Origin of the sequence: Actinopolymorpha cephalotaxi, from assembly GCF_013408535.1 — a bacterium.
GTDB classification, from domain to species: domain Bacteria; phylum Actinomycetota; class Actinomycetes; order Propionibacteriales; family Actinopolymorphaceae; genus Actinopolymorpha; species Actinopolymorpha cephalotaxi.
In genome coordinates, this window is record NZ_JACBZA010000001.1 from 5,427,910 (window position 1) to 5,449,017 (window position 21,108).

Genomic DNA, 21,108 nt, shown 5'->3' on the forward strand with positions numbered 1-21,108 from the left:
GGTTACCCTCGTCTCATGGCTCTCGACCGTGACCAGATGCTGCGCAGCGCGGCCGCCCTGCTGACCCGCAGGTCCACCGCGACCATGGACGAGGTGGCCAGGGCCGCCGGCATCAGCCGGGCCACGCTGCACCGCCACTTCGCCGGGCGCGACGCGCTGGTGCGGGCGCTGGAGGAGCTCGGCATCGAGGAGTGCGAGGCGGCCCTGGACGCGGCCCGGCTGGACGAGGGTCCGGCGGGGGAAGCCGTGCACCGGCTGGTACGCGAGATCGAACCCGCCGCCGCCCTGCTCGCCTTCCTCTACACCGAGAACCAGCTGTTCGAGGGAGAAGAACAGAACCCGGGCTGGGTCCGCATCGACGAACGCCTCGCGGCGCTGTTCCGGCGCGGCCAGGAGAGCGGCGAGTTCCGCATCGACCTCAGCCCGGCCTGGTTCACCGAGGCGCTGTACGCCCTGCTGGCGGCCGGCGCCTGGTCGGTGGCCGCGGGCCGGGTGGCAGCCAAGGACTTCACCCACTCGGTCGTCGAGCTGACGCTCGGCGGCGTCCGGCGTACGAGAGAGAAACCATGACCAGCACCCTGCGGCCGGCCCGCGTGGTCGAGGTGGAGCAGAACCCGGGCCGCTGGCTCGCGCTCTGCGTCCTCGTGCTGGCCGTGCTGCTGGTGGCCGTCGACGCGACCGTCCTCGGCCTCGCGACCCCCTACATCAGCGAGGACCTCAACCCCTCCGGCACCCAGTTGCTGTGGATCGGTGACGTCTACTCCTTCGTCATCGCCGGCCTGCTGGTCTCCATGGGCAGCCTCGGCGACCGCATCGGCCGCAAGCGGATCCTGCTCTGCGGGGCGACGGCGTTCGGCGCGATCTCGGTACTCAACGCCTACGCGACGACACCGGAACTGCTGATCGCGGCCCGGGCGCTGCTCGGCGTGGCCGGCGCGACCCTGATGCCTGCCACCCTGGCGCTGATCCGCAACCTCTTCCACGATGCGCGCGAACGCAGCCTCGCCATCGGCGTCTGGGGAGCGGCCGCCTCCGCCGGCACCGCCGTCGGCCCGATCGCGGGCGGGTTCCTGCTCGAACACTTCTGGTGGGGCTCGGTCTTCCTGATCAACCTGCCGGTGATGGCGGTCCTGGTCGTCGTCGGCGTCCGCACCCTGCCCGAGTCGCGCAACCCGAACCCCGGCCCCTGGGATCTGCTCAGCGTCGTGCTGTCCCTCGCAGGCATGGTCGGTGTCGTGTACGCGATCAAGCAGGCGGCGACGCACGGCTTCACCTGGCCGGTGTTCGGCACCGCCGTGCTCGGCGCTGCGGCGCTCTACGGGTTCGTCCACCGCCAGCTCACGATGCCGGCCCCACTGCTGGACATGCGGCTGTTCCGGCACCGCCGCTTCAGCGGCGCGGTCCTCGCCGACCTGCTGACCGTGCTCGGCATGTCCGGCCTGGTGTTCTTCCTCTCGCAGTTCCTCCAGCTCGTCCAGGGAAGGGGTCCGTTCGAGGCGGGCCTGGCCGAGGTGCCCGCGGCGGTGGGCGCGGTGGCGGCCGGCCTGGTCGCGGGGCACGCGGCGCGCCGGTTCTCGGTCCGCGCGGTGGTCTCGGGCGGGCTCGCCGCGGTCGGCCTGGCGCTGGCCGCGCTGACGACCCTGGACCAGGCCACCGGCTACCCCGTCCTCGGCGCCGCGCTCCTGGTCGTGGGCGTCGGCGCGGGCTTCTCCTTCACCGTCACCGCCGACGTGATCCTGTCCAGCGTGCCGAAGGAACAGGCGGGCGCGGCCTCGGCGGTCTCGGAGACGGCGTACGAACTCGGTGCGGCGCTCGGAATCGCCTTGCTGGGTTCGATCGTGACCGCCGCCTACCGCAGTTTCACCGGTCCGTACGGCACACCGCCGCAGGCGCACGAGTCGCTGGGCGCGGCGGTGGAAGCATCCAGGCACCTGTCGCCGGCCACCGCGCAACCGCTGCTTGACGCGGCCCGGGACGCCTTCGTGCACGGCCTGCACCTGGCCTCGGGCGCGGGTGCGGCGGTGCTGCTGGTGACCGCGGTGGCGGCGTGGTTCGCGTTGAAGGGTCAGCGGCTGGAGAGTTCGGTCGCGCGCTCGTCAGCGTCAGTCGTCGGTGGTGAAGACGCGGACGGCGAGCCGGTGCGGGGCCGGGGAGGCCACACCCGGGCGCCGTACCGGATAGCGTCGAGGACAGTGCCTTCAACAGTGCCGTCAACAGTCCGCCAACAGAAGGGGTGTACGCCATGAGGGGCAGCGTTCTGGTCATCTTCGTCATCGCGATTCTCATCGTCGCCGCGATCGCGTTCTTCCGCGGCCGCAGGTGAGAGCCCGTCGAGCCTGACCGTTCACGTCCCGTCGGTCGCGAGGTGCCTCAGCGCGACGTCGAGCGCCTCGTCCGCGGCCACCGGCAGGTCAGGCAAGATGCCGACGCCTTCCCAGTTGGTGCCGCTACGAGGGCTGACCGACCGGGCGCACGGGACGGTCGCCTCGAGGTGGCTGTGCACCCGGACCCCGACGCGGGGGTGCGCGCCGCCGCGGGTCTGCTCGCCGACGACCCTCGCGCGGCCGAGTTCCTGCAGGTCGAAGGCGAGCTCCTCGCCGCCGGAGAACGTCCACCCGGACACCAGCACCAACAGCGGCTTGTCCGGCCCGAACCGCCGCCCCGGCACCCAGGCCGGCGTCCAGTGCTGGTGGGTTCCGGCCGCCGACTCGACGTCGATCAGGTGCACCGGCTCCGGCCCGAACAGGTAACCGCAGATCAGGGCGACGGCTTCCGGCGTACCGCCGCGGTTGTCCCGCAGGTCGATCACCAGCGCTGCGGCGTCGGCCACCAGTTGCATGGCCGCGACGATCGCCTCCCCGCCGTACCGCGGGTCACTGAGCGCGGGTGCGAGGTCGAGCAGGGCGATGTCGCCGTCCAGCCGGTGAACTCCTCGTACGCCACCGGCGGTACGCCGCGCCTCCTCCTGCCAGAAGGCGTCCTCCGCGGCCTCGTCCGTCTGGTCGATCACGCCGTCCGGCCGGAAGACCAGGCGCAGGTGCAGGTCCGGCTGGACCGCCTGCATGTCGGCAGTCACCCGCTCCGCCAGGGCCGCGGGATCGCAGAGCCCGGTGTAGTGGCCCTCGGTGGCGAGTCTGCGCACGTGTGCGGCGATGGCACACCCGCGCGAAGGGGCGAAGAACTCCGCTTCCACCGCGTCGGCGGTCGAGGCGACGACGGTCTCGATCTGCTGGGGCGACAGGGCTGATGCGGCCCGGGTCTGTGTCTGCATGCCGACGAGCATCTCCGGCCGTTTGACAAAGCGTCAAAAGTTCTTGACGCTTTCGCTCGTGAACCCCGAGGACGAGCCGATCGCCGACGCCACCCCGGAGCAGCTGAGTGCGCTGGCGCACCCGTTGCGCAACCGGCTGCTGTTCGCCGTCGGAGGCGACGGAGCGACCGTGAGCCAGCTCGCCGTCAGACTGCGTACGAACAAGGGGAACGTCGCCCACCACCTGGGCGTGCTGCAGCGGGTCGGGCTGGTTCGGATCAGCCACACCCGGCAGGTGCGGGGCGGCACCGAGCGCTACTTCGTCCGCATCCACCGCAAACTGCGCGGCAGCCGCGACCGGGGCGAGTACACCTCCGCGCTGCTCCAGGCGGTGGCCGAGGAGATCACCGCGTCTCCGGTGGACTCACTGCTGCACCTACGGCGGATCCGGCTGACCCGAGCGCAGGCGGCGGACCTGACGGCCTACCTCGACCGGCTGGTCGGCGGACTGGCCGAGGCGCCGGCCGGCGAACCGACGCACGGCGTACTCGTCAGCGTCTTCCAGTCCTCGCGGTAGGCCCCGTCACGCCGCCTTCCGCCGCGATGCGGGTGCCGCTCGATCCGGCTCCGGCGGGGCTCGCTGCCGGCTACCCGGAGGACGGTGCGCCGCTACTGACGCGTGCCTGCCGGAGCGGGTTGGCCGATGCCTTCCGTACGGTCGCCGTGGCCGCCGGGGCGGTCGCCGTGGAGGGCCGAGGCGGCGTGCGGGCGGAGAGGGGGGATCCTCCCAGCACGCCGCCATCAGCTCGTCGAACTCCGCCCGCAGCAGCGCCGGATCGCCGTACACGAGATCGAGGAAAGCTGCCGTTTCGTCGGCGATGTGCGTACCAGCCACTGTCGCCACCAGCCCTTCCCACGATGTGCACTGCGGGTCGTCTGCTGACCGGTCGGCGCCGAAGCGCCGCTCAGGCGTTGATCTGCTGCTTGCCGGAATCGGTAGTGGAGATGGAGATCCTGCGCGGCTTGGCCTTCTCGGCAACGGGAATCCGCAATGTGAGGACGCCGGCTTCGTACGTCGCCTCGAGGCGCTCGGTGTCCAGCGTGTCGCCCAGGAACAGCTGCCGGGAGAAGACACCGAGCGGGCGTTCGCAGACCTGCATCTCCACGCCGTCGCCCACCTCGGGCGGGCGGCGTTCGGCTCGGACGGTGAGCACGTTGCGCTCGACGTCGAGTTCGATCGAGTCGGCGCTGGTGCCGGGAAGGTCGAACGCGACCACGAACTGGTCGCCGGAGCGGTAGGCGTCCATCGGCATCGGGTTGGGCCGGGACCACGTGCCCGGAGAGTTGCCTCCGCCGAGAGCCTGCTGAGCGAGTCGGTCCAGCTGCCGGAAGGGGTCCGTGCGCATCAACATCGTCCCCTGCACCTCCTGATCGTCTACGTGGACGGAAGTACGTCAATGCACGTCATGTATGTATCATGTCATCGGATCGATGACAAGCGGATCCGTCAGCAACGCGCTGACATTCTCCGATTCCGGGAGCGCCGATGGCCCGTACGCCCCACATACCAAGGCGGCCGACTCGGCGGCCCGCACCGGCCGGCTCCGACGAGCCCGCCGCGGCGGAGGCGATGGCCGACCTGGCGGACCTGATGACCCGGCTCGGCCAGGCGGATAAGGGCCCCGACGGGCAGGTCATGCTGGAGGCTCTCGGCACCCTGCGCCGGCTCCGGGACCAGCTCGCGGCCTGGGAGCCGGCCCTCATCGAGGCGGCGCGTACGCAGGGCCTCACCTGGACCGAGATCGCGCCGGCCCTGGGACTCGCCAGCCGCCAGGCCGCCGAACGCCGCTTCCTGCGGCTCAACCCGCAGGCCGGCGACCAGGCCGCCACCACTCACGAGGAACGCGTCCAGACCACCCGCGACCGGCGATCCGGGGACCGGGCCGTCGCCGCGTGGGCCCGGGACCACGCCGCCCAGCTTCGCGAGCTGGCAGGCCAGATCACTGCGCTTCCCGTACGCGACCAGGGCGGGCGGGCTACTCGGGAAGCCGTCCACACCGCGCTCGGGAACGACGACGCCGCCACCCTCCTCGCACCACTGCGGGCCGTCGAACCCGCGTTGCGGCGAAAGCACCGGGCCCTCGCCGAACGCATCGCCTCCCTCGACGAGACGACCGACCGGATCCGGAACGCCGACCACCGCCGGCGCAACTCCGCACCCAGGTAAAACTCCGCGACCCAGGTGTTGCTTCACGACCCGAGGAACGGAACCGCTGCGGTCTTTTTCTGCGGCGAACGGTTGTGATCGATCAACAGGGGTAGGTGCGGTGGTGGTTGAGCAGTCAGCCGATGCGGAGCTGCCGCAACGAGCCCCTGAGGCCGGCCATGACTCGACATCCCTTCTCACCAACTGGTCGCGGACCCCTGCCCGCGTGGCCGTACCCACGACCCGAGCAGGTCGTTCGCTCCACTGACCGGGCAGTCGGCTCACAGCCCCCGTCGGCTGCCCGCACCACGTGAGAACAGGATTCGAAGGCCAGGTGGGGAGTCCGGAGACGGGCTCCCCCGTTCCTCGCCTGGCCCAGGCGGGGCCGGTGAGACGGAGCGTGAAAACCGCGGGTGGCCAGGACCCCCGTACCGCTTCACACTTCGGCCACGGGCGGTTCGTCCCGAGGAAAGCGTGAAGACCCGCGGTGCCCAGAACCACCGCGGGTCTTCACGCTTCGCCGGACCGACGCGCACGCCGGCCTCCCACCAGGGCAGCACCTCCGTCAGGCTGCCCTGCTTGGGTGGAGCAGCACCTTCGTCCAGCCGGCCTCGCGATTGTCGAACCGCTCGTACCCCTCGGGTGCCTTCTCCAACGGCAGCTCGTGCGACACCAGGAACGACGGCGTCGCCCTCCCGGAGATGACCAGGTCACGCAGCTGCTGGTTGTACCGCTTGACCGGCGCCTGGCCGGTCCCCATGTGCTGGCCCTTCGGTCGGGAAGATGTCGGACAGCATGGTGAAGTCGTTCTCGTGCTCGCTGCCTGCGGGAAGCGTGAGCAGGTTGAAGTCCGCGTACGGCACCCGCAGCAGTTCCGCCTGGCCGCCGTCGTAGGGGCCCATGTTGGCGTAGCCGTAGGCCGCGCCGTCCATCCCTTCAATGGGATTGACCCGCAGGCAGAACGACGTCCAGCCGTGGATGCAGTTGCGGCACGTGCCGCAGCCGATGTTGAACGGCACGGACACCCGGTCGCCGACCTTGAGACGGCTCACCCCGGGGCCGATCTCCTCGACCACGCCCATGTTCTCGTGGCCCAGGATCTTTCCCTGCTTTGCTCCTCACTGGTCGTTGACTGGTGCGGCGTGAACGAACGTCGTACCCCACCAGGCGGTCCGTATCCGCGACAGCGGCCGGCGGGAATCCCCTGTACGTACAGCGAGACCGGCTCGGCACGACGACCGGTGTCGTTTCGAGGGCACCTGGCCGGGTAGTCGTGCGTAATGAATGCGCAGGGATTCGAGGGTGAACGCCTGGCCCTGGGATTCGCCCACCTGATGGAAGAGTTGTGGGCGGCCGACTCCGAACAATCCACGTTGCTCTCGGTGGTGAAAGCCGCCGCGGCCAGCGTCCCCGGGGCCGTGGCGGCAGGCGTGTCGATGCGGCGCGCACGTGGCCGGATCGACACCGCGGCCGCGACGGCCCGCTTCGTCACCGAGGTCGACAAGGCGCAGTACGAACTACGCGAGGGCCCGTGCGTGGCGTCGGTCGACGACAGCCTGGTGAACCTCGCCAACGACCTGGCGAACGACCCCCACTGGCCGAGGTTCGGCCCCGCCGCGGTCAGTCTGGGTGTGGCCGCCATGTTGTCGTTCCGGTTGAGCGCGCGCAGCGAGGTGATCGGGTCACTCAACCTCTACGCGAACCGGCCGTTCGCGTTCACCGGACAGTCCCGCGCCGTCGGCGGCATCTTCGCCGCGCACGCGAGTGTCGCGATCGCCGCGGCCCGCCGGGCGGAGACGCTGACCGAGGCGCTGAAGACGCGTACCGAGATCAGCGAGGCGGTCGGGATCGTGATGGAACGCCATCACCTGACCAGTCAGGAGGCCTTCGAGGTCCTGCGCCGGATCTCCCAGCACCGCAACGTCAAGTTGCGTGAGGTGGCGCACCGGATCATCTACACCGGCGAGGTCCCTCGTGAGCGGGACTGATCTCGCCGGGGCCGGCTGCCGCTCGCGGTCTCCAGCGCGCCGTCGACCGGCCTCGGACTCCCGCGCCGAGTACTCTGGCGCACGTGTCTGAGGTGACGGATCGTCTTGCGGCGGGCCTGGTCGAGATCACCGGCGGACTCACCGACGAGCGAGGTGATCCGGAGGTTCTGCACCAGGTCACCGCCGCCTGTGTGAAAGTGCTCGGTGCGGCCGCGACCGGGGTGCTGATGGTCGACCCGCACGGTGTCGTACGCCTGGTGACCGCATCCGACGAGCGCGCCGAGTTCGTGGAGTTGTGGCAGGCGCAGATCGACCAGGGTCCCTGCGTGGACTGCGTTCGTTCCGGTGAGATCGTGGTGGCGACCGACCTTTCCCGCGAGGCCTCCCGATGGCCGCGGTTCGCCCCCGCGGCGACGGCGGCCGGCTACCACGCGGTGGACGCGATCCCGATGCGGCTGGACGGCAGGGCGGTCGGCGGGCTGAACCTCCTCTACGCTGAGCCCGGGGAATCTCCACGATGGCGCCGAGACCTCGCGCAGTCGCTGGCAGATCTCGCGGTGCTGGGCCTCGCCCAGGAGCCGGGTGTACGGCGTACGGAACGACTGTTCGAACGCACGTTGGCGGCAGTCAACGACCGCGCCGTGCTCGCCCAGGCGGTCGGCATGGTCGCCGGTGGCCTGGGCATCGACGTGGACCAGGCGTGGACGCTCGTGCGCCACCACGCTCGCAACCGCCGGATCGCCCTGCGCGTCGTGGCGCATGCCCTCACCAGCGGATCGCTGCGGCCGGCCGGCCTGGACCATCCGGCCGAGCCGGGCTGAAGTCCCCGCGGCGCGCACCGAAGACCCAAACGCCTTACGTGACAGGGAAACGCGCGCGTCAGATCAGTCAGGAGCAGGTCTGTGGACGAGGAGCGTCACCAACGCCTGTGGCGCACGATCGCCGAACGGGCGGAGGGCTCCGGCTCGACCGGGTGGGCGGGCGCGGTGTGCGCCGCCGTCGTGTCGCTGGTCGACGGCGTGGACGCGGCGACCCTGACCGTACGCGCGAACTCCCGTGCGCAGGAGACCTGGGGCGCGAGCGACGAGTGGGCCGCGAGCCTGGAGGAGTTGCAGTACACCCTTGGTGAAGGGCCGGGACTGGACGCGTTCAGGACCGGGAACGTCGTCCTCGCGCCCTATCTCGGCTCCGAAGAGGCCCGTTGGCCGGCGTTCGTCCAGGCCGTGTCCAGTCTCGGACTCGGTGCCGCCGTCGCGTTTCCCCTGCAGGTCGGTGCGATCCGGCTGGGCACCCTCGATCTGTTCTGCCGTACGAGCGGCCGGTTGACCCCGGAGGCGCTGGCCGACGCCGCGGTTCTCGCCGACCTGTCGGTGTACGCGCTGCTGCGGCAGTTGGGTGACTCGCCGGCGGAGGGCCCTTCGGGGGTGCCGGATCCCGCGGAGGAACCGGAGCTCGCGGAGGGGCCGGGCCCCGCGCCGAACGCCGGCGACCTGCCGTTGTCGTACCACGAGGTGCATCTGGCCACCGGAATGCTGGCCGCCCACCTGGAGGTCGAACTCGACGAGGCGTTCGCGCGGCTGCGCGCCCGTGCCTACTCCGAGGATCGGCCACTGCTCGCACTCGCCCGGGACATCGTGGCCCGGCGGGTCTCATTGGATGACGACGACTCCACCTGACCGGCGTGTGCGGTGGTGATGGTCAGGACAGGCAGGCGCATCCCACGGCGCAGGTGACCAGCACGAGTTCCGCCGGCCAGGTGACGGTCTCCGCGTGCGGGTGCCATCCGGAGTGCTGAGCGACCTGGACGGTTCGCTGCCCGTCCAGGCCGGTGATGACGTCGGAGACGGCCCGGTAACCGTAGGCGTACTCGGCGGTTCCGAGGTCCTCGTCGATGGTGATCAACAGAACGTGATGCCCGGTGAGGCTCTTCGCCGCGAGGGCCGAGCGCGGTTCGGCGTTCAGCTGTTGGCGTTCGTCGAGGTCGGTCACAACGCACCTTCAGGAACCCGGTCGGAGGTATGGACAGCCGGCAGGGTCCGGGTCGGCTGTCCAGTAGGCGGGTCGTGTCCGGGAGGCGTCGTTGCCGCTCGGGTCTCCGCCGGGTCGGCACAGGGTCTGGGTGCAGGTCCGGATCGGGCTGCGACGTGGCGACGTATCGAGTCGTCAGGCCGTCGATCGGCGAACGCCCGCAGAGAGGAAGTGTCGGGACGGTTGGCCTGCCTGAGCAGGGATCCGCGCCGGAAAATCCGACTCACAGAACTTGGGGGCTCGCACATGCCAGGCCTCGCACAACTCGATGTTGCCGCGACGGTGCCGCATGGCTAGCTGCCCAACCGGAATCGAAGCTACCACAGGGCCGGGACATCCACCCGTACGCAAACAACCCTGGCCGGGGCCGGTCCAGGTGGCCTGCCCCGGCCTCGGTGGCCGCATCCGGCCTGTCGCGTTCACTGTCGGTGTCGGTCGTCTGGTGGTCAGCCCTGCGTGCGCACCCGGAAGCCGCCGTGGCTTGGCTGGAAGAGCGGCGCCAGACCCATACAGTCGGTGACCGGCGCGTGGGCGAACTCCCACGCCCAGTACATCCGGTCGTGGCCGCCCTGGTCGAGCACGGTGAAGGAGACCTTCTTCCCGGTCACGTCGGGGTTGTCCATGCCGGGAAAGTGTGCGTAGCCGTGGCGGATGACGCCGGTGGCGATGGCCACCGGACCGGCGACGGTCAGGCAGGTGATGTCGCCCTCGAACTCGGCCCGGGCCTGGTCGGTCGTACCCACACCGTGGAACACCCTGAACGAACCGGTGGTCCGCATCGGGTTGCCGTGTGCGTCGAGGTCGAACCGTACGCGGTCCCCGGCCCATGCCGGTGGGAACCAGTCCGGAAGCGTCCCGGTGGAGGTACCCACCACGCTTCCCGTCGGGATGCCGCTCGACTTGGGTGCCGACGCCTGGGTGGTCGCGACCGTTCCCACCGCTGTGACGACCAGAACAGCCAATGCGACCAGTCCGCGTCCCCAGGCCCTGTTCGTGGCTCTCATCTCAAATCCTCCGCTGGAAGTTCGGCGAAGCTCCGGTGAGCTCCGCCTGAATGGGCATCAGACGAACCTCTCCCAGCGGAGGACTGGGCGGCTCACTCGGTGGAGGGAGCCGGCTCCCTCCCGCGGACGCCTGTGGGGGCTCGCCTCCCGCGCCAGCGGCATGCCGGCCCGCGATCGGCAACGGTTCGCCCCGTGGAAGGCTTGCCGACATGGTGGCGGTGAACGACGTACCAGGGTGCCTGGGGTGCGACCTGCGCGCGGGCAGGCGCGAACTGCCCGGCGGTGTCATTCGCGAGACCGATCACTGGGTCGTCCAGCACGTCCTCGGTCCGCTGAATCTCGGCACGCTGATCGTCGCCCCCCGCCTGCACGTCGTCTCGGCCGCGGACCTCTCCGTCGACGCTGCGGAGGAGCTGGGGCAGGTGTTGCGGGACGCCTCGCGGATGCTCGAGGCGTTGTGCGAACCCGAGCAGGTGTACGTGTGCCAGTGGTCGCACGGTGAGTCCGCACGCAAGCATCTGCACTTTGTCGTCCAGCCGGTCACCGCGGATGTCGTACGCGCCTTCGACGGTCGGCGGTCCGAGCAACTGCAGGCGGCGATGATGCTGACCGACTACGAGGCGCCGCGCGAAGAGGTTGAGGCCTTCTGCGAGCGGGCCCGGCGTTGGTTCCGGGCCGATGCCGGTCAGGGCGGCCGCTGACCCGCGTCAGGCGTGCTTGTCCTCCGGCTGCGAGCCCGGCTGAACCGACCAGTTCGGCGGCTCGTCGGTGCCGGACTCCTCGTCGCGTTCAGCGTCTGCCGCCGTGGCGTGGATCTTGCCGGCCGCGTGGTGGACCGGCGCGTAGACGGCGTACAGGCGCATCGGCTCGTCACCGATGTTGGTGATGTTGTGCCAGGTGCCGGCAGGTACGAAGACCGCCCAGCCGTCCTCGACCTCCTGGTCGAAGTCGAGCCGGTCCTCCGCCGGGCCCATCTGCACCCGGCCCCGGCCACCGTCGAGCCGCAGGAACTGGTCGGTCTCCGGGTGTGCCTCCAGGCCGATGTCCTCTCCGACGGGAATCGACATGAGGGTGAGCTGGAGGTACTTCCCGGACCAGGCGACCGTTCTGTAGTTGGAGTTTTCCAGGGTCGCGCTCTCCAGGTCGAAGCTCTGCGGCTTCGGCCCGATGTCCTTGATGCTCACGGCCACTCTTTCCGTCCGACGTCAGGTCAGCGTCGCGGGCCGTTTCGGGGGTTCCATCGGCCCGCAGGGGCATTCTGCCCCTGGGCGCCGACAAGCATTCAGAGCGGGGCGAGACGGGCCCTGAGCAGGCAGAACACGTTGCCCTCGGGGTCGGCCAGCACATGCCACGACTCCTCACCCGTCTGGCCGATGTCAGCCGGGCGGGCACCGAGTTTGAGCAGGCGTTCGAGCTCGGCGTCCTGGTCGCGGTCGGTGGCGTTGACGTCGATGTGCAGCGGCGGATTGGCGTTCTTCGGCTCGTTGTTGGGGCTGAGGATGATCGTCGGCTGCGGGCCGCCGAACCCTTCCCGCGGGCCGATCTCCAACGCGCCGTCGTCCGCGCGGTCGAGCACGACGAAGTCCAGGACCTCGCACCAGAACCGCGCCAGCAACTCCGGGTCGCGGCATTCGAGTACGAGCTCACTGAGCCGGCACGCCATGGGCGAAACCTCTTCTCTGCATGGACTTTTCGGCGGGCTATGGAGCGTACAGGAGCTCCCGATCTCGGGAGCGACGCCGCGAGCGTACCGGGTGAGGCGGAGCCCGGCGACGGGTTTACTCCGCGTCGAGCACCTCGCGCAGACGTGCCGCGAACTCCTCCGGCCGGCCGAGCCCGCCGACGAAGCCGAGATGGTGGCTGGGGAAGCTCGTCGCTTCCTGGCCCAGCACCCGTGCGGCTGTGCGGGCGGTGCGGGCCGTGTAGACGTGGCCGGTTTCCTCGCCCACCGCGATCACCACACGGGTCGGCGACGCGGTCAGCGCGGCCACGTCGGGGTGGTAGTCGGTGATGGCCACGGCCAGCCCGGACAGCAGCGGATTGTCGCGCGAGCCGTCATCCTCGACCCCCTTCGCCTGGTAGGTCTCCAGGTAGTGCGCGCGGGCGCGGTGTGCGGCCGCGGCGTCGGGCAGCACCGGGTTCATCGGTGGCTCGTGCGCGACGAGGACGGCGACGTGGTTCGGGAACGCGGCGACGAGCGCGAGCGCCACCACCGCGCCACCACTGCTGGCGAAGAGGTGGACCGGTCCGCCTCCGACCGCCTCGATCACCGCGTGTACGTCGCGGGCCGAATCCTGCGGGGTCTGCTCGCCTCGTCCGTCCTTACGGACGCTGCGAGGGCCTCCGCGCGGGTCGTAGGTGACCACGGTTCGGTCCGGGAAGTACCCGGCCAGCTCGCGGAACCCACTCGCGTCCATCGGCTGGCCGATCATGAGCAGCGGCGGACGACCGTCGGCGGCCGGCAACGGGCCGGCCACGTCGTAGACAAGGTCCACATCGGGAGTCTCCAGCGTGTGAGTCCGCATGTCCCCACAACTACCCGTCGCCGCAGAACCCATCGGTGGGCCCACGCATCTTGTCGGGCCGGTCGCTACTTGCCAGACCGGGCGAGCTGCCCCATGGCGATTTCACGTTCCGCAACATGTCCTTCGATGGCCCCACCCTGAGTACGGTCGTGGATCTGGAGGGCTTCGGGACGGGCACCGTCGCGGTAGACCTGCTGGCGTTGCTGCCCTCGCAGTCCGATTCGGACCAGCGGCGCCTCGTCGTAGACCGTGCGATCGAGCTCACCAGCGCGGACGTGGTGATGACCTGCCTGTGCCACCGGATCCTGGCCGACCTCGACCAAGCCAGCCAGCACGTCGAACTCCTCGACGACGGCCATCGAACGCGCCGACTGTCGCTGCTCCCCTGAACGCCGGACCCCCGCAGGGCAGGACCTCTGGGGTAGCTCCCTTGGGGGACGAGGCTGTCCCGCGTCCCGATCCACGGAAGTGCGTCCCCCGTAGACAAGGCCGACCGGGGGATGCCGCGGCCCGCGAGGTCCTACACGGTGGAACAAAACCCCCGCTTTGCCAGCCGCGGCCAGGTCCTCCGGCAAGGGGCGAGGAGTATGACGAGGGCGGACAGAAGCACAACACGAAAGGCGCCACACCAAGAGGCCAGACCGATGTGGGCTTGGACGACAGGACTCATCCGAGCTACATACCAACCCTGGCTGCGACGGGCCCACGGCTTGCTGTTGCGCAGAGAAGCACATAGGTCAGTGGAGCACGCAGGCTCCTGGCGATCATCTCCTAAGCGGATCGCCCTCGGGTTGCTCGCTGCTCTCGGAGCTTCATTCATACTTGTGCGAAGCATCCTAGAATTGCTGTGGCCAGAGAATATCACAGACGGTCTCATTAACACCTATGATTACAAGCTGGCAAAAGACCTACTCACACCGATCGCAATTCTTTGCGCAGGATACCTGTTCTTCGTCCTATGGCGCATTGTCAGACTTAGGAGGACCTACCGCCGCATAGCCAAAAAGAAGACGGCCGACTTCGTGCGGACAGCAGGTCCACTGCTAGGCGACGTCGTGGGCAGGGATGATTTATGCAGGGCGATCATGGAGGATCTTCGAGACCGCGACAACCGACGACCGCACGTTATCGTCGGAGGCATCGGGGCGGGAAAGACCGCGATGATCGTACGGCTCACTGGGATGCTGGCCAAAAAGGGCGCAATTCCAGTTCCGATACGCCTACGCGACTACGACAAGAGCTTGAACTTCCGAGAGGCCGCGAAGCAACGCTTCTGCGAAGAGGCGAAGTTATTCAAGTTTTCAATGTGGAACACGGAGAGTATTTGGCAATACCTCTGCGACAACGATCAGATTGTGGTTCTCGCCGACGGACTCGAGGAGGCGCTTCAGGACCTCGGGGTCGTACACGAGCACGAGAGGGACAACCTCATCCGCGTGGCCATCGACCGTGCCAAGAGGGACAACCTGCCGATCGTCATCGCATCTCGGCCGTACAAGGCCCTCAATGGGATGGATGCCTCGATGACGCTCCTGGAACCGCTCAGTGAGCGAGACGCCCTTGGCTACCTTCGCAAGGAGGGTGAAGTAGAGAACGAGCCGCGGCTCCGTGCGATCGTGGAGCAAGCGGAAATCTCCCACTCTCCGCTCTACCTGCAGATTACAAATCAGCTGAACAAAGCCGGGCTACTCCATCGCGTCACCCCTGGGCGCGACCACCACTTGGACAGCCGGGGAGTTGATTTAGTCGGGCTGCGGCTGAGATTGCTGGACACATGGGTCCACGCCGTGAACGACTGCTATCTACGTGACACGATTACCTTGGACGCAAATGATCGGAAGGCCACCGTCCTACAACTCTCGGCTCTTGCCTGCGTCGGACTCATGATGGACTCGCTGTATGTTAAGTTCACCGACTTCAACCAGCCAAGTGAGCTAGAAGAGTACATGCGCAGGAGGGATCCGGACCGACTCGAATCCGAAGAGCAAAAAAGGTACAAGAAGCAGCAGGCTTACAATTCGAAGCACTATAAGGGAATTCTGACCCAACTCCGCGACGAACTCCGTCAACTCGATCGCAGGCTGGACCTTCAGTTAGCGGCGACCCGTGGACAGCAACTCGGATTCGTAGAGCCTTTCGGCGATGGCGTTCGATTTCCGCACAGCATCCTGCAGGCGTATCTGGGTTCACACTACATGGAAGCCGCACTGGACAACTCGGCATATCTGAATACGGCATTGATGCAGTCCGGCCGCGAGTTCCTACTATCCCTCACCATGTATGCCCGGAGACGTGCCGACAGGCCGGACCTAGTTGCAGCGACGCGCTGGGATTCCGCACATCTCTTCCATCCCCGCCCGCTTCCCACTGCCTGGATTCCCGAATACCCAGACGGTGCAGTCTCGACGTTGGATGAAATCGTCACCAGACTTTGCGATGAGGCAGAGAATCGCTGGCACGCCCTAGCGGGTTCGGACGCCAAGTTTCTCGAGTTGTACACCCATGCGTTGGAGATTATCCCCGACACTGAGCAGGAGTCGTTCGCAGAGAAGATCCGGAAGATACGACTGCATGTGTGCGAGACACAGCAGAAACCCAGTACACAAGCCGCTGATCCCTGCACGCTGGAGCAGGAGAGACTTGAACTGGTCTATCGATTGGGCGAGGCGATTCGTCGCGCGGGGGCGAAGGACACTTTCCGGGAGAGTGAGCGCCGCGACGACCTTCTCGAGTCCTACCGCGAGATGGTCCGCCTTAGCCATTGCGAGCCGTCTTACGCCGTTCGACTGGCACTGGCGCAGGAGATCGGGGCTGGAGGTGATCTCGCGCACGAAGCACTGGAAACACAATTGGATCCCATACCGCCATCGGCTCAACTGCAGTTCGACTGCGTGCGGGAGCCAGGCGCCGGTTTGCCAGACCTGCGAGGAAAACTACCCGAGGGTCAGCACCCAGTGATCCGTGCCACTACTCCGTTGGGGCCCGCGCCCGGCGGTGTTCAAGTTGAGGCTTTCGTCCAACTGAAGGATTCGAGGGAGGAACTGGAGGCCAGGTACCAATACCGGAGCGTCGCACAGGGAAACGTCTATTATGAGCACAGGTTGCGCACATCCACCATGCGAGCGTGGCTGGCACCCCTCCTGGTCAGTTCTGTGAAGGGAAAGGGGCGATCCCGCGATGCGAGAGAAAAATTGGAAACTTGGGTTGATGCCGTTGCTGGCAGTTGCAAACGCTTGGAGTTTCCCCTCAACACCAAGATTGCTCTGGTGCAAGGCTTCAAGAGTTCAGCAAACCTACGCCTCGGAGGCCCGCGCTGCAATCCCGAGTCACTGAAGTATCTTGCCGAGCAGGCGAGACAGATGCTCCACAGGGTGGACTTCTGGTATTCCCGCCTTGCGCTCCTCCAGGCATTAACGCTCTGGTCACTCTCACAGAGCAATGATGAGTCTGCCGATGACCAAGAACTTCCGAACGCGGTCGTTCGCCAGTGGAGAATCATGAGCAAGGAGGAAACCGAGCGCGTTCGCCGGTCTGAGTCGCTGACCGAGCATCCCTTCGTTTATCACGCGGCTGACCTCTGCACCCTCGCGCTTACGAGTAAACAACCAGAGCGCTTCCTGTGGATCGACGAGTCCGGCCTTCTGGCCAAGACGGGCTCCGGTCCACCGACCGATACCGACCCGCCCCGGCGTGACCGGTGGATTCCGCTGTCTGCTGGATGGAGCGGCCTTGATCCCCGAGCGCAGCAACTCGCAGCCGACGTTCTGATCCTGCTCAACACGGCCGAGGGGGGCGACCTTGGCCCTCGCGAGCGGGAGCGTCGTCTGGCAGCTACCGCGACGACGCGCCTGCCAAGGTGCCTCACCAAGGACCGGGAGCTCCTCGACCCGCTCCGAACCCGCAAACCAGGCAACGAGACCAGCTGCAAGTGTCTGCTCGACCTGTGTCCCTACCCCGTGAAAGGAAAGCAGCCCCCACGAGCCGAGCTCAGCGAGGCCTTTTGCAGGCGTCAGAAGGTGATACTCGGGTTACCCACCAACATACGAGTAAAGCTCCGCGTTAGCCGGACCGCACCGTGGCAGGGCCAGACGCCGAGGCAGCTCAAGGCGTTCTGGGACGACATGAGAGAACGCGCGCGTCGTTAGACACCGGCGGGCTGGCTTCGGTAACTGTGTCTGCGGCTCGGGGCCAACGCCTATCCTCGACGGCGGGTCCGCACCGGCTGGAGCGGACGGGAGCTAACGGGTTCGAAGCACAAGGAGCCGCGGATATGAGTTCGACAGCTGCCGCCGTCGCCGCCGGTGCGGTGACGTTCGTGTGGCTGGGGATGGTGCTCGCCATCTCGTTCCTCGAGGCGCCGCTGAAGTTCCGCGCTCCCGGCGTGACGATCCCGGTCGGGCTGGGCATCGGCCGGCTGGTCTTCCGTGCGCTCAACGCCGTCGAGGTGCTGCTCGCGCTGGCCGTCGTGATCGCCGTGGCATTGGGTAGGCCGTCAGCGGTGGTCGTGGCGTTCACCGTCGTCGTGGTCGCCCTGCTCGTCGTACAGCTCACCGCGATTCGTCCGCGGCTCAACCGGCGGTCGGACGACGTCCTCGCCGGCGCAAGTCACCGAGCAGACGGGCCCGCAGGAACGGACGTACGCGGCGAATCCGAGCAACCCCGCTCGCACGGCCACCTGGCCTACGTCGCTTGTGAGGTCGTGAAAGTGCTCGCCCTCCTCGGCCTCGGCGTCAGCCTGCTCGCCCGCACCTGACGCGCCCACCCGCACCCTCAGCGTGACGTACCCAACACTCCTCAAAGTGGAATCTGCGATTCGTCTTTACCTACACTGAGGCCGTGCGAATGACGGCGAGCACCGACCTGGCCCTCCGCGTGGTGATGCGGCTGGCCGTGGCGAACGGGGACGGGAACGGGAACGCAGGGGGCGATGCCGCCTCGATGCCCACCACCCGCGAGGTGGCGGCCGCGATGGCGGTCCCCTACTCCCACGCCGCCAAGGTCGTCACCCGCCTGCAGCATCTCGGCATCGTCGAAGCAAGGCGCGGACGCAACGGCGGGTTGACACTCACCGACGCGGGCCGATCCACCTCCGTGGGCTGGCTCGTTCGCGAGCTCGAGGGCGTACGCGATGTCGTGGGGTGTGAGGACGACCCGCCTTGCCCGCTGCGTAACGCCTGCCGGCTGCGCTCGTTGTTACGCCAGGCGCTGGAGGCGTTCTACTCCACGCTCGATCCCGTCACCGTCGAGGATCTCGTGGCTTCCCCCACGGGCCCAGTGCTACTCGGTCTGGCCGCGCGACCCGCGGCGAGCTGAGTGCGCAGGTACGCGAAGCACCAACGCTCCAACCCGATCCACCACCGTTCCACCCACGAAACCACTCCTGGAGGTTGACCATGCTGTCCGAGCAGTCGGCTGCCACGATTCGCGCGACTCTGCCCGCCGTCGGCGCGGCGATCGGTGACATCACCAGTCTCTTCTACGACCGGATGTTCGCCGCCCACCCCGAACTGCTTCGAGACCTGTTCAACCGGGGCAACCAGGCGAACGGCGCCCAGCGGCAGGCGCTGGCCGGCTCCATCGCGGCGTTCGCGTCGGCTCTCCTCGAGCGTCCCGACGTACGACCGGACGCCATGCTCGCCCGGATCGCCCACAAGCACGCGTCGCTCGGCATCACCCGCGACCAGTACACGATCGTGCACAAGTACCTCTTCGAGGCGATCGTGGAGGTGCTCGGCGAGGCGGTCACGCCCGAGGTCGCGCAGGCGTGGAACGAGGTGTACTGGCTGATGGCGAACGCGCTGATCGCCATCGAGTCTCGCCTGTACGCGGAGGCCGGCGCCGCCGATGGTGACACCTGGCGGGAGTACCGCATCGTCGGGCGGTACGAGGAGACCGCGGACGTGGCGACGTTCCTCGTACGCCCGGTGGACGAAGGCGGGCTACCGCAGGCCCTGCCGGGACAGTACGTCTCGGTGCAGGTGGAGCTGCCCGACGGCGCGCACCAGATCCGACAGTACAGCCTGACCGGAACCGCGCCGGACGCCCTGCGGTTCGCGGTGAAGCGGATCGTCGGCGCCCCGGACGGCGAGGTCTCGAACTTCCTGCACGACCGCGTTCGCGAGGGTGCGGTGCTGCGGGTGAGCGCGCCGTTCGGCGACGTGAGCCTGGACGACGCGGACGGCCCTGTGGTGCTCGCCTCCGCGGGCATCGGCTGCACGCCCATCATGAGCATGCTCGACCACCTCGCCGCCACGAACTCCACGCGGCAGATCACCGTCGCCCACGGCGACTACTCCCCTGCGACACACGCGTTCCGGTCCGACCTGGAGCAGTTGGTCGCGAAGCTGGGGAACGCGCAGGCGACGGTGTGGTACGAGGTCCCTGAGGGTGAGTGGCCGGCTGAGCTGACGGGGTTCGTCGACCTGCGTGCGCTGTCGATCCCGTCGGACGCGACTGCCTACCTCTGCGGACCGCTGCCGTTCCTTCGTGCCGTACGAGGACAGCTGCTGGCGCTCGGACTCGCACCGGAGGCCATCCACTACGAGGTCTTCGGCCCCGACCTCTGGCTCGGCCAGCAGTAGACCCCGATGCCGTACGCAGGGGGTCGTCCGGGCCCCCTGCGTACGAGCACCCGTGCACAGCCACCTGCCGGGCAGCGTCGAGAACCCATCCCGATGCGGGATGTCGCTACCGTGTCCGACGAAGTACGTCTCACCCTGCCCACAGGAGGCGATGGTGGCTTCGTCCAGGATGGTCCGGTGGCTGCGTTCGCTGGCGTCAGCTCGAGTTCCCGGGGGCATTGCCGGGGCTGATTCGTCCGCCGTCCAGCGCGAGACCGTGCGAGTGGTCGCGTTCAGCGATGGCGTCTTCGCCATCAGCATCACGCTGCTGATCCTGGAGATCAAGCCGCCCAGTGAGGACGCGGATCTGCTCCATGGCCTTCTCGCGCTATGGCCTTCGTACCTCGCCTACGCCGTGACCTTCCTCTTCATCGGGCAGGTCTGGGTCAACCACCACGTGATGTTCGATCACATTCGTGCGGCCGACCGCGTCATCCTCCTGCTGAACACACTCCTGCTCATGATCGTGGCCTTCCTTCCGTTCGCCACATCCATACTCGCCGGGGCGCTGCGAAGCGGCCAGGGTCAACGAACCGCGGTCGTCTTCTACGGCATCGCCTTCGTCGTGACAGCGCTGACTTTCAATGCTGTCTGGCATTACGCGCGCCGGCGAGCCCTGCTCGGCGAAGGCCTCGACAAGGCGGGCGCAACAGCCATCGGCGCACGCTTCCAGCTTGCGTTGATCTGGCTGACGATCGGCACTGCCCTCGGCGCGCTGTTGCCGATGCTGGGGATAGTCGTGATCGTTGCGTTCAACGCGTTCTACTGGCTGCCGATCCGAGGAGAGGGCCCGCGTCCCCATCCGCCAGCTTCTGAACTCCGCGGAGACTGACGGGAAGCTGGCCATGCTGGCCGCAGCTGTGCATCTCGATCACGGAGACGGCGGGTTGTGCTCGCCTCCGCGGGCATCGGCTGCACGCCCATCATGAGCATGCTCGACCACCTCGCCGCCACGAACTCCACGCGGCAGATCACCGTCGCTCACGGCGACTACTCCCCCGCGACGCACGCGTTCAGGTCCGACCTGGAGCAGCTGGTGGCCAAGCTGGGGAACGCGCAGGCGGCGGTGTGGTACGAGGTCCCTGATGGTGAGTGGCCGACGGAGCGGACGGGGTTCGTTGACCTCGGCGGGCCGTCGATTCCGGCTGACGCCACTGCTTACCTCTGCGGGCCGCTGCCGTTCCTTCGTGCCGTACGAGGACAGCTACTGGCTCTCGGACTCGCACCGGAGGCCATCCACTACGAGGTCTTCGGCCCCGACCTCTGGCTCCTCCGACAGTAGCCCTCGAACCGCCGAGTGCGGTACTGCGCCTTCTCCAGGACGGCGTCCGCTACCGGAAGCCGGAGTCGCTCCGGCCGAGGTCGCGCGCCTCGATTTCATCTAGTCCCGCTAGCTGTCTCGACCGACAGCGTGAGGGCGGGGCCGACTTGGCTAGGAGGCAGCCAGAGACAACGTCATCCAACGGATATCTCAGGATTAACACGCG

24 protein-coding genes are annotated in these 21,108 nt (G+C 68.0%); 15 read left to right on the forward strand and 9 right to left on the reverse strand.

Annotated elements, in window-relative coordinates:
* Positions 1-15: 15 nt before the first annotated feature.
* Positions 16-570 carry a TetR/AcrR family transcriptional regulator gene (locus FHR37_RS24100; protein WP_175542790.1) on the forward strand — a complete coding sequence of 185 codons (555 nt, stop codon included), beginning with the start codon at positions 16-18 and terminating at the stop codon, positions 568-570.
* Positions 567-2,246 carry an MFS transporter gene (locus FHR37_RS24105; RefSeq protein WP_092888972.1) on the forward strand — a complete coding sequence of 560 codons (1,680 nt, stop codon included), beginning with the start codon at positions 567-569 and terminating at the stop codon, positions 2,244-2,246. Before FHR37_RS24100 ends, FHR37_RS24105 begins: the two co-directional genes overlap by 4 nt.
* A 98-nt stretch (positions 2,247-2,344) precedes the next feature.
* On the opposite strand, the gene FHR37_RS24110 is transcribed toward FHR37_RS24105, so the two are convergent.
* Positions 2,345-3,271, reverse strand: coding sequence for a S41 family peptidase (locus FHR37_RS24110; protein WP_175542791.1), 927 nt, complete (start codon positions 3,269-3,271; stop codon positions 2,345-2,347).
* A 58-nt stretch (positions 3,272-3,329) separates the two neighbouring features.
* Between FHR37_RS24110 and FHR37_RS24115 the strand changes: the two genes are divergently transcribed.
* Positions 3,330-3,827, forward strand: coding sequence for a winged helix-turn-helix domain-containing protein (locus tag FHR37_RS24115; protein WP_202818365.1), 498 nt, complete (start codon positions 3,330-3,332; stop codon positions 3,825-3,827).
* 388 nt (positions 3,828-4,215) lie between these two features.
* Here FHR37_RS24115 and FHR37_RS24120 read toward each other — a convergent pair whose 3' ends face one another.
* Positions 4,216-4,662 carry an Hsp20/alpha crystallin family protein gene (locus tag FHR37_RS24120; protein ID WP_092888978.1) on the reverse strand — a complete coding sequence of 149 codons (447 nt, stop codon included), beginning with the start codon at positions 4,660-4,662 and terminating at the stop codon, positions 4,216-4,218.
* A 134-nt stretch (positions 4,663-4,796) separates the two neighbouring features.
* Between FHR37_RS24120 and FHR37_RS24125 the strand changes: the two genes are divergently transcribed.
* Positions 4,797-5,477, forward strand: coding sequence for a hypothetical protein (locus FHR37_RS24125; RefSeq protein ID WP_202818366.1), 681 nt, complete (start codon positions 4,797-4,799; stop codon positions 5,475-5,477).
* A 544-nt stretch (positions 5,478-6,021) separates the two neighbouring features.
* Here the strand turns inward: FHR37_RS24125 and FHR37_RS32030 are convergent.
* The gene (locus FHR37_RS32030) at positions 6,022-6,216 is read right to left on the reverse strand and encodes a hypothetical protein (protein ID WP_237769081.1); all 195 of its coding nucleotides are present in this window, start codon (positions 6,214-6,216) and stop codon (positions 6,022-6,024) included.
* Positions 6,167-6,556 carry an alcohol dehydrogenase catalytic domain-containing protein gene (locus tag FHR37_RS24130; protein ID WP_269086106.1) on the reverse strand — a complete coding sequence of 130 codons (390 nt, stop codon included), beginning with the start codon at positions 6,554-6,556 and terminating at the stop codon, positions 6,167-6,169. The genes FHR37_RS32030 and FHR37_RS24130 overlap by 50 nt, the downstream gene beginning before the upstream one ends.
* 180 nt (positions 6,557-6,736) lie before the next feature.
* On the opposite strand from FHR37_RS24130, the gene FHR37_RS24135 reads away from it, so the two are divergent.
* The 3 genes from FHR37_RS24135 (at position 6,737) to FHR37_RS24145 (ending at position 9,120) form a co-directional block, all read left to right on the forward strand.
* Positions 6,737-7,444 carry a GAF and ANTAR domain-containing protein gene (locus FHR37_RS24135; RefSeq protein ID WP_092888980.1) on the forward strand — a complete coding sequence of 236 codons (708 nt, stop codon included), beginning with the start codon at positions 6,737-6,739 and terminating at the stop codon, positions 7,442-7,444.
* An 83-nt stretch (positions 7,445-7,527) separates the two neighbouring features.
* Positions 7,528-8,265: a GAF and ANTAR domain-containing protein gene (locus FHR37_RS24140; RefSeq protein WP_202818367.1), complete on the forward strand. Its 738-nt coding sequence runs from the start codon at positions 7,528-7,530 to the stop codon at positions 8,263-8,265.
* An 81-nt stretch (positions 8,266-8,346) separates the two neighbouring features.
* On the forward strand, positions 8,347-9,120 hold the full coding sequence (locus FHR37_RS24145; protein ID WP_202818368.1) for an ANTAR domain-containing protein: 774 nt from the start codon (positions 8,347-8,349) through the stop codon (positions 9,118-9,120).
* A 22-nt stretch (positions 9,121-9,142) separates the two neighbouring features.
* On the opposite strand, the gene FHR37_RS24150 is transcribed toward FHR37_RS24145, so the two are convergent.
* Together FHR37_RS24150 and FHR37_RS24155 are read right to left on the reverse strand one after the other, a co-directional pair.
* The gene (locus tag FHR37_RS24150) at positions 9,143-9,433 is read right to left on the reverse strand and encodes a hypothetical protein (protein ID WP_092888986.1); all 291 of its coding nucleotides are present in this window, start codon (positions 9,431-9,433) and stop codon (positions 9,143-9,145) included.
* Between the two features lie 485 nt (positions 9,434-9,918).
* Positions 9,919-10,476, reverse strand: coding sequence for a hypothetical protein (locus tag FHR37_RS24155; protein ID WP_139239181.1), 558 nt, complete (start codon positions 10,474-10,476; stop codon positions 9,919-9,921).
* A 209-nt stretch (positions 10,477-10,685) separates the two neighbouring features.
* On the opposite strand from FHR37_RS24155, the gene FHR37_RS24160 reads away from it, so the two are divergent.
* Complete coding sequence (locus FHR37_RS24160) at positions 10,686-11,177, forward strand: HIT family protein (RefSeq protein WP_092888992.1); 492 nt, start codon at positions 10,686-10,688, stop codon at positions 11,175-11,177.
* A gap of 6 nt (positions 11,178-11,183) precedes the next feature.
* Here the strand turns inward: FHR37_RS24160 and FHR37_RS24165 are convergent, their stop codons facing one another.
* From FHR37_RS24165 to FHR37_RS24175, 3 genes are all read right to left on the reverse strand, one after another.
* Positions 11,184-11,660 (reverse strand): cupin domain-containing protein, encoded by a 477-nt coding sequence (locus tag FHR37_RS24165; protein WP_092889093.1) that lies wholly within the window; start codon positions 11,658-11,660, stop codon positions 11,184-11,186.
* 98 nt (positions 11,661-11,758) lie between these two features.
* Positions 11,759-12,139: a VOC family protein gene (locus tag FHR37_RS24170; protein WP_092888995.1), complete on the reverse strand. Its 381-nt coding sequence runs from the start codon at positions 12,137-12,139 to the stop codon at positions 11,759-11,761.
* A gap of 115 nt (positions 12,140-12,254) precedes the next feature.
* The gene (locus FHR37_RS24175; RefSeq protein ID WP_092888998.1) at positions 12,255-13,001 is read right to left on the reverse strand and encodes an alpha/beta fold hydrolase; all 747 of its coding nucleotides are present in this window, start codon (positions 12,999-13,001) and stop codon (positions 12,255-12,257) included.
* A 35-nt stretch (positions 13,002-13,036) separates the two neighbouring features.
* Between FHR37_RS24175 and FHR37_RS24180 the strand changes: the two genes are divergently transcribed.
* The 7 genes from FHR37_RS24180 to FHR37_RS24210 all read left to right on the forward strand — a co-directional run bounded on the left by FHR37_RS24180 (position 13,037) and on the right by FHR37_RS24210 (position 20,903).
* Positions 13,037-13,390 carry a phosphotransferase gene (locus FHR37_RS24180; protein WP_269086105.1) on the forward strand — a complete coding sequence of 118 codons (354 nt, stop codon included), beginning with the start codon at positions 13,037-13,039 and terminating at the stop codon, positions 13,388-13,390.
* 453 nt (positions 13,391-13,843) lie between these two features.
* Entirely contained in the window at positions 13,844-17,146 is a 3,303-nt protein-coding gene (locus tag FHR37_RS24185) for an NACHT domain-containing protein (protein WP_139239182.1), read from the forward strand.
* 125 nt (positions 17,147-17,271) lie between these two features.
* Positions 17,272-17,754 (forward strand): hypothetical protein, encoded by a 483-nt coding sequence (locus FHR37_RS24190; RefSeq protein WP_092889007.1) that lies wholly within the window; start codon positions 17,272-17,274, stop codon positions 17,752-17,754.
* A gap of 89 nt (positions 17,755-17,843) precedes the next feature.
* Positions 17,844-18,314 (forward strand): RrF2 family transcriptional regulator, encoded by a 471-nt coding sequence (locus tag FHR37_RS24195; RefSeq protein ID WP_202885100.1) that lies wholly within the window; start codon positions 17,844-17,846, stop codon positions 18,312-18,314.
* 80 nt (positions 18,315-18,394) lie between these two features.
* The gene (locus FHR37_RS24200; RefSeq protein ID WP_092889013.1) at positions 18,395-19,582 is read left to right on the forward strand and encodes a globin domain-containing protein; all 1,188 of its coding nucleotides are present in this window, start codon (positions 18,395-18,397) and stop codon (positions 19,580-19,582) included.
* A 151-nt stretch (positions 19,583-19,733) separates the two neighbouring features.
* Positions 19,734-20,453 carry a TMEM175 family protein gene (locus FHR37_RS24205; protein ID WP_202818371.1) on the forward strand — a complete coding sequence of 240 codons (720 nt, stop codon included), beginning with the start codon at positions 19,734-19,736 and terminating at the stop codon, positions 20,451-20,453.
* Positions 20,454-20,510: 57 nt separating this feature from the next.
* On the forward strand, positions 20,511-20,903 hold the full coding sequence (locus FHR37_RS24210) for a ferredoxin reductase domain-containing protein (protein WP_202884559.1): 393 nt from the start codon (positions 20,511-20,513) through the stop codon (positions 20,901-20,903).
* The last annotated feature ends 205 nt before the right edge of the window (positions 20,904-21,108 follow it).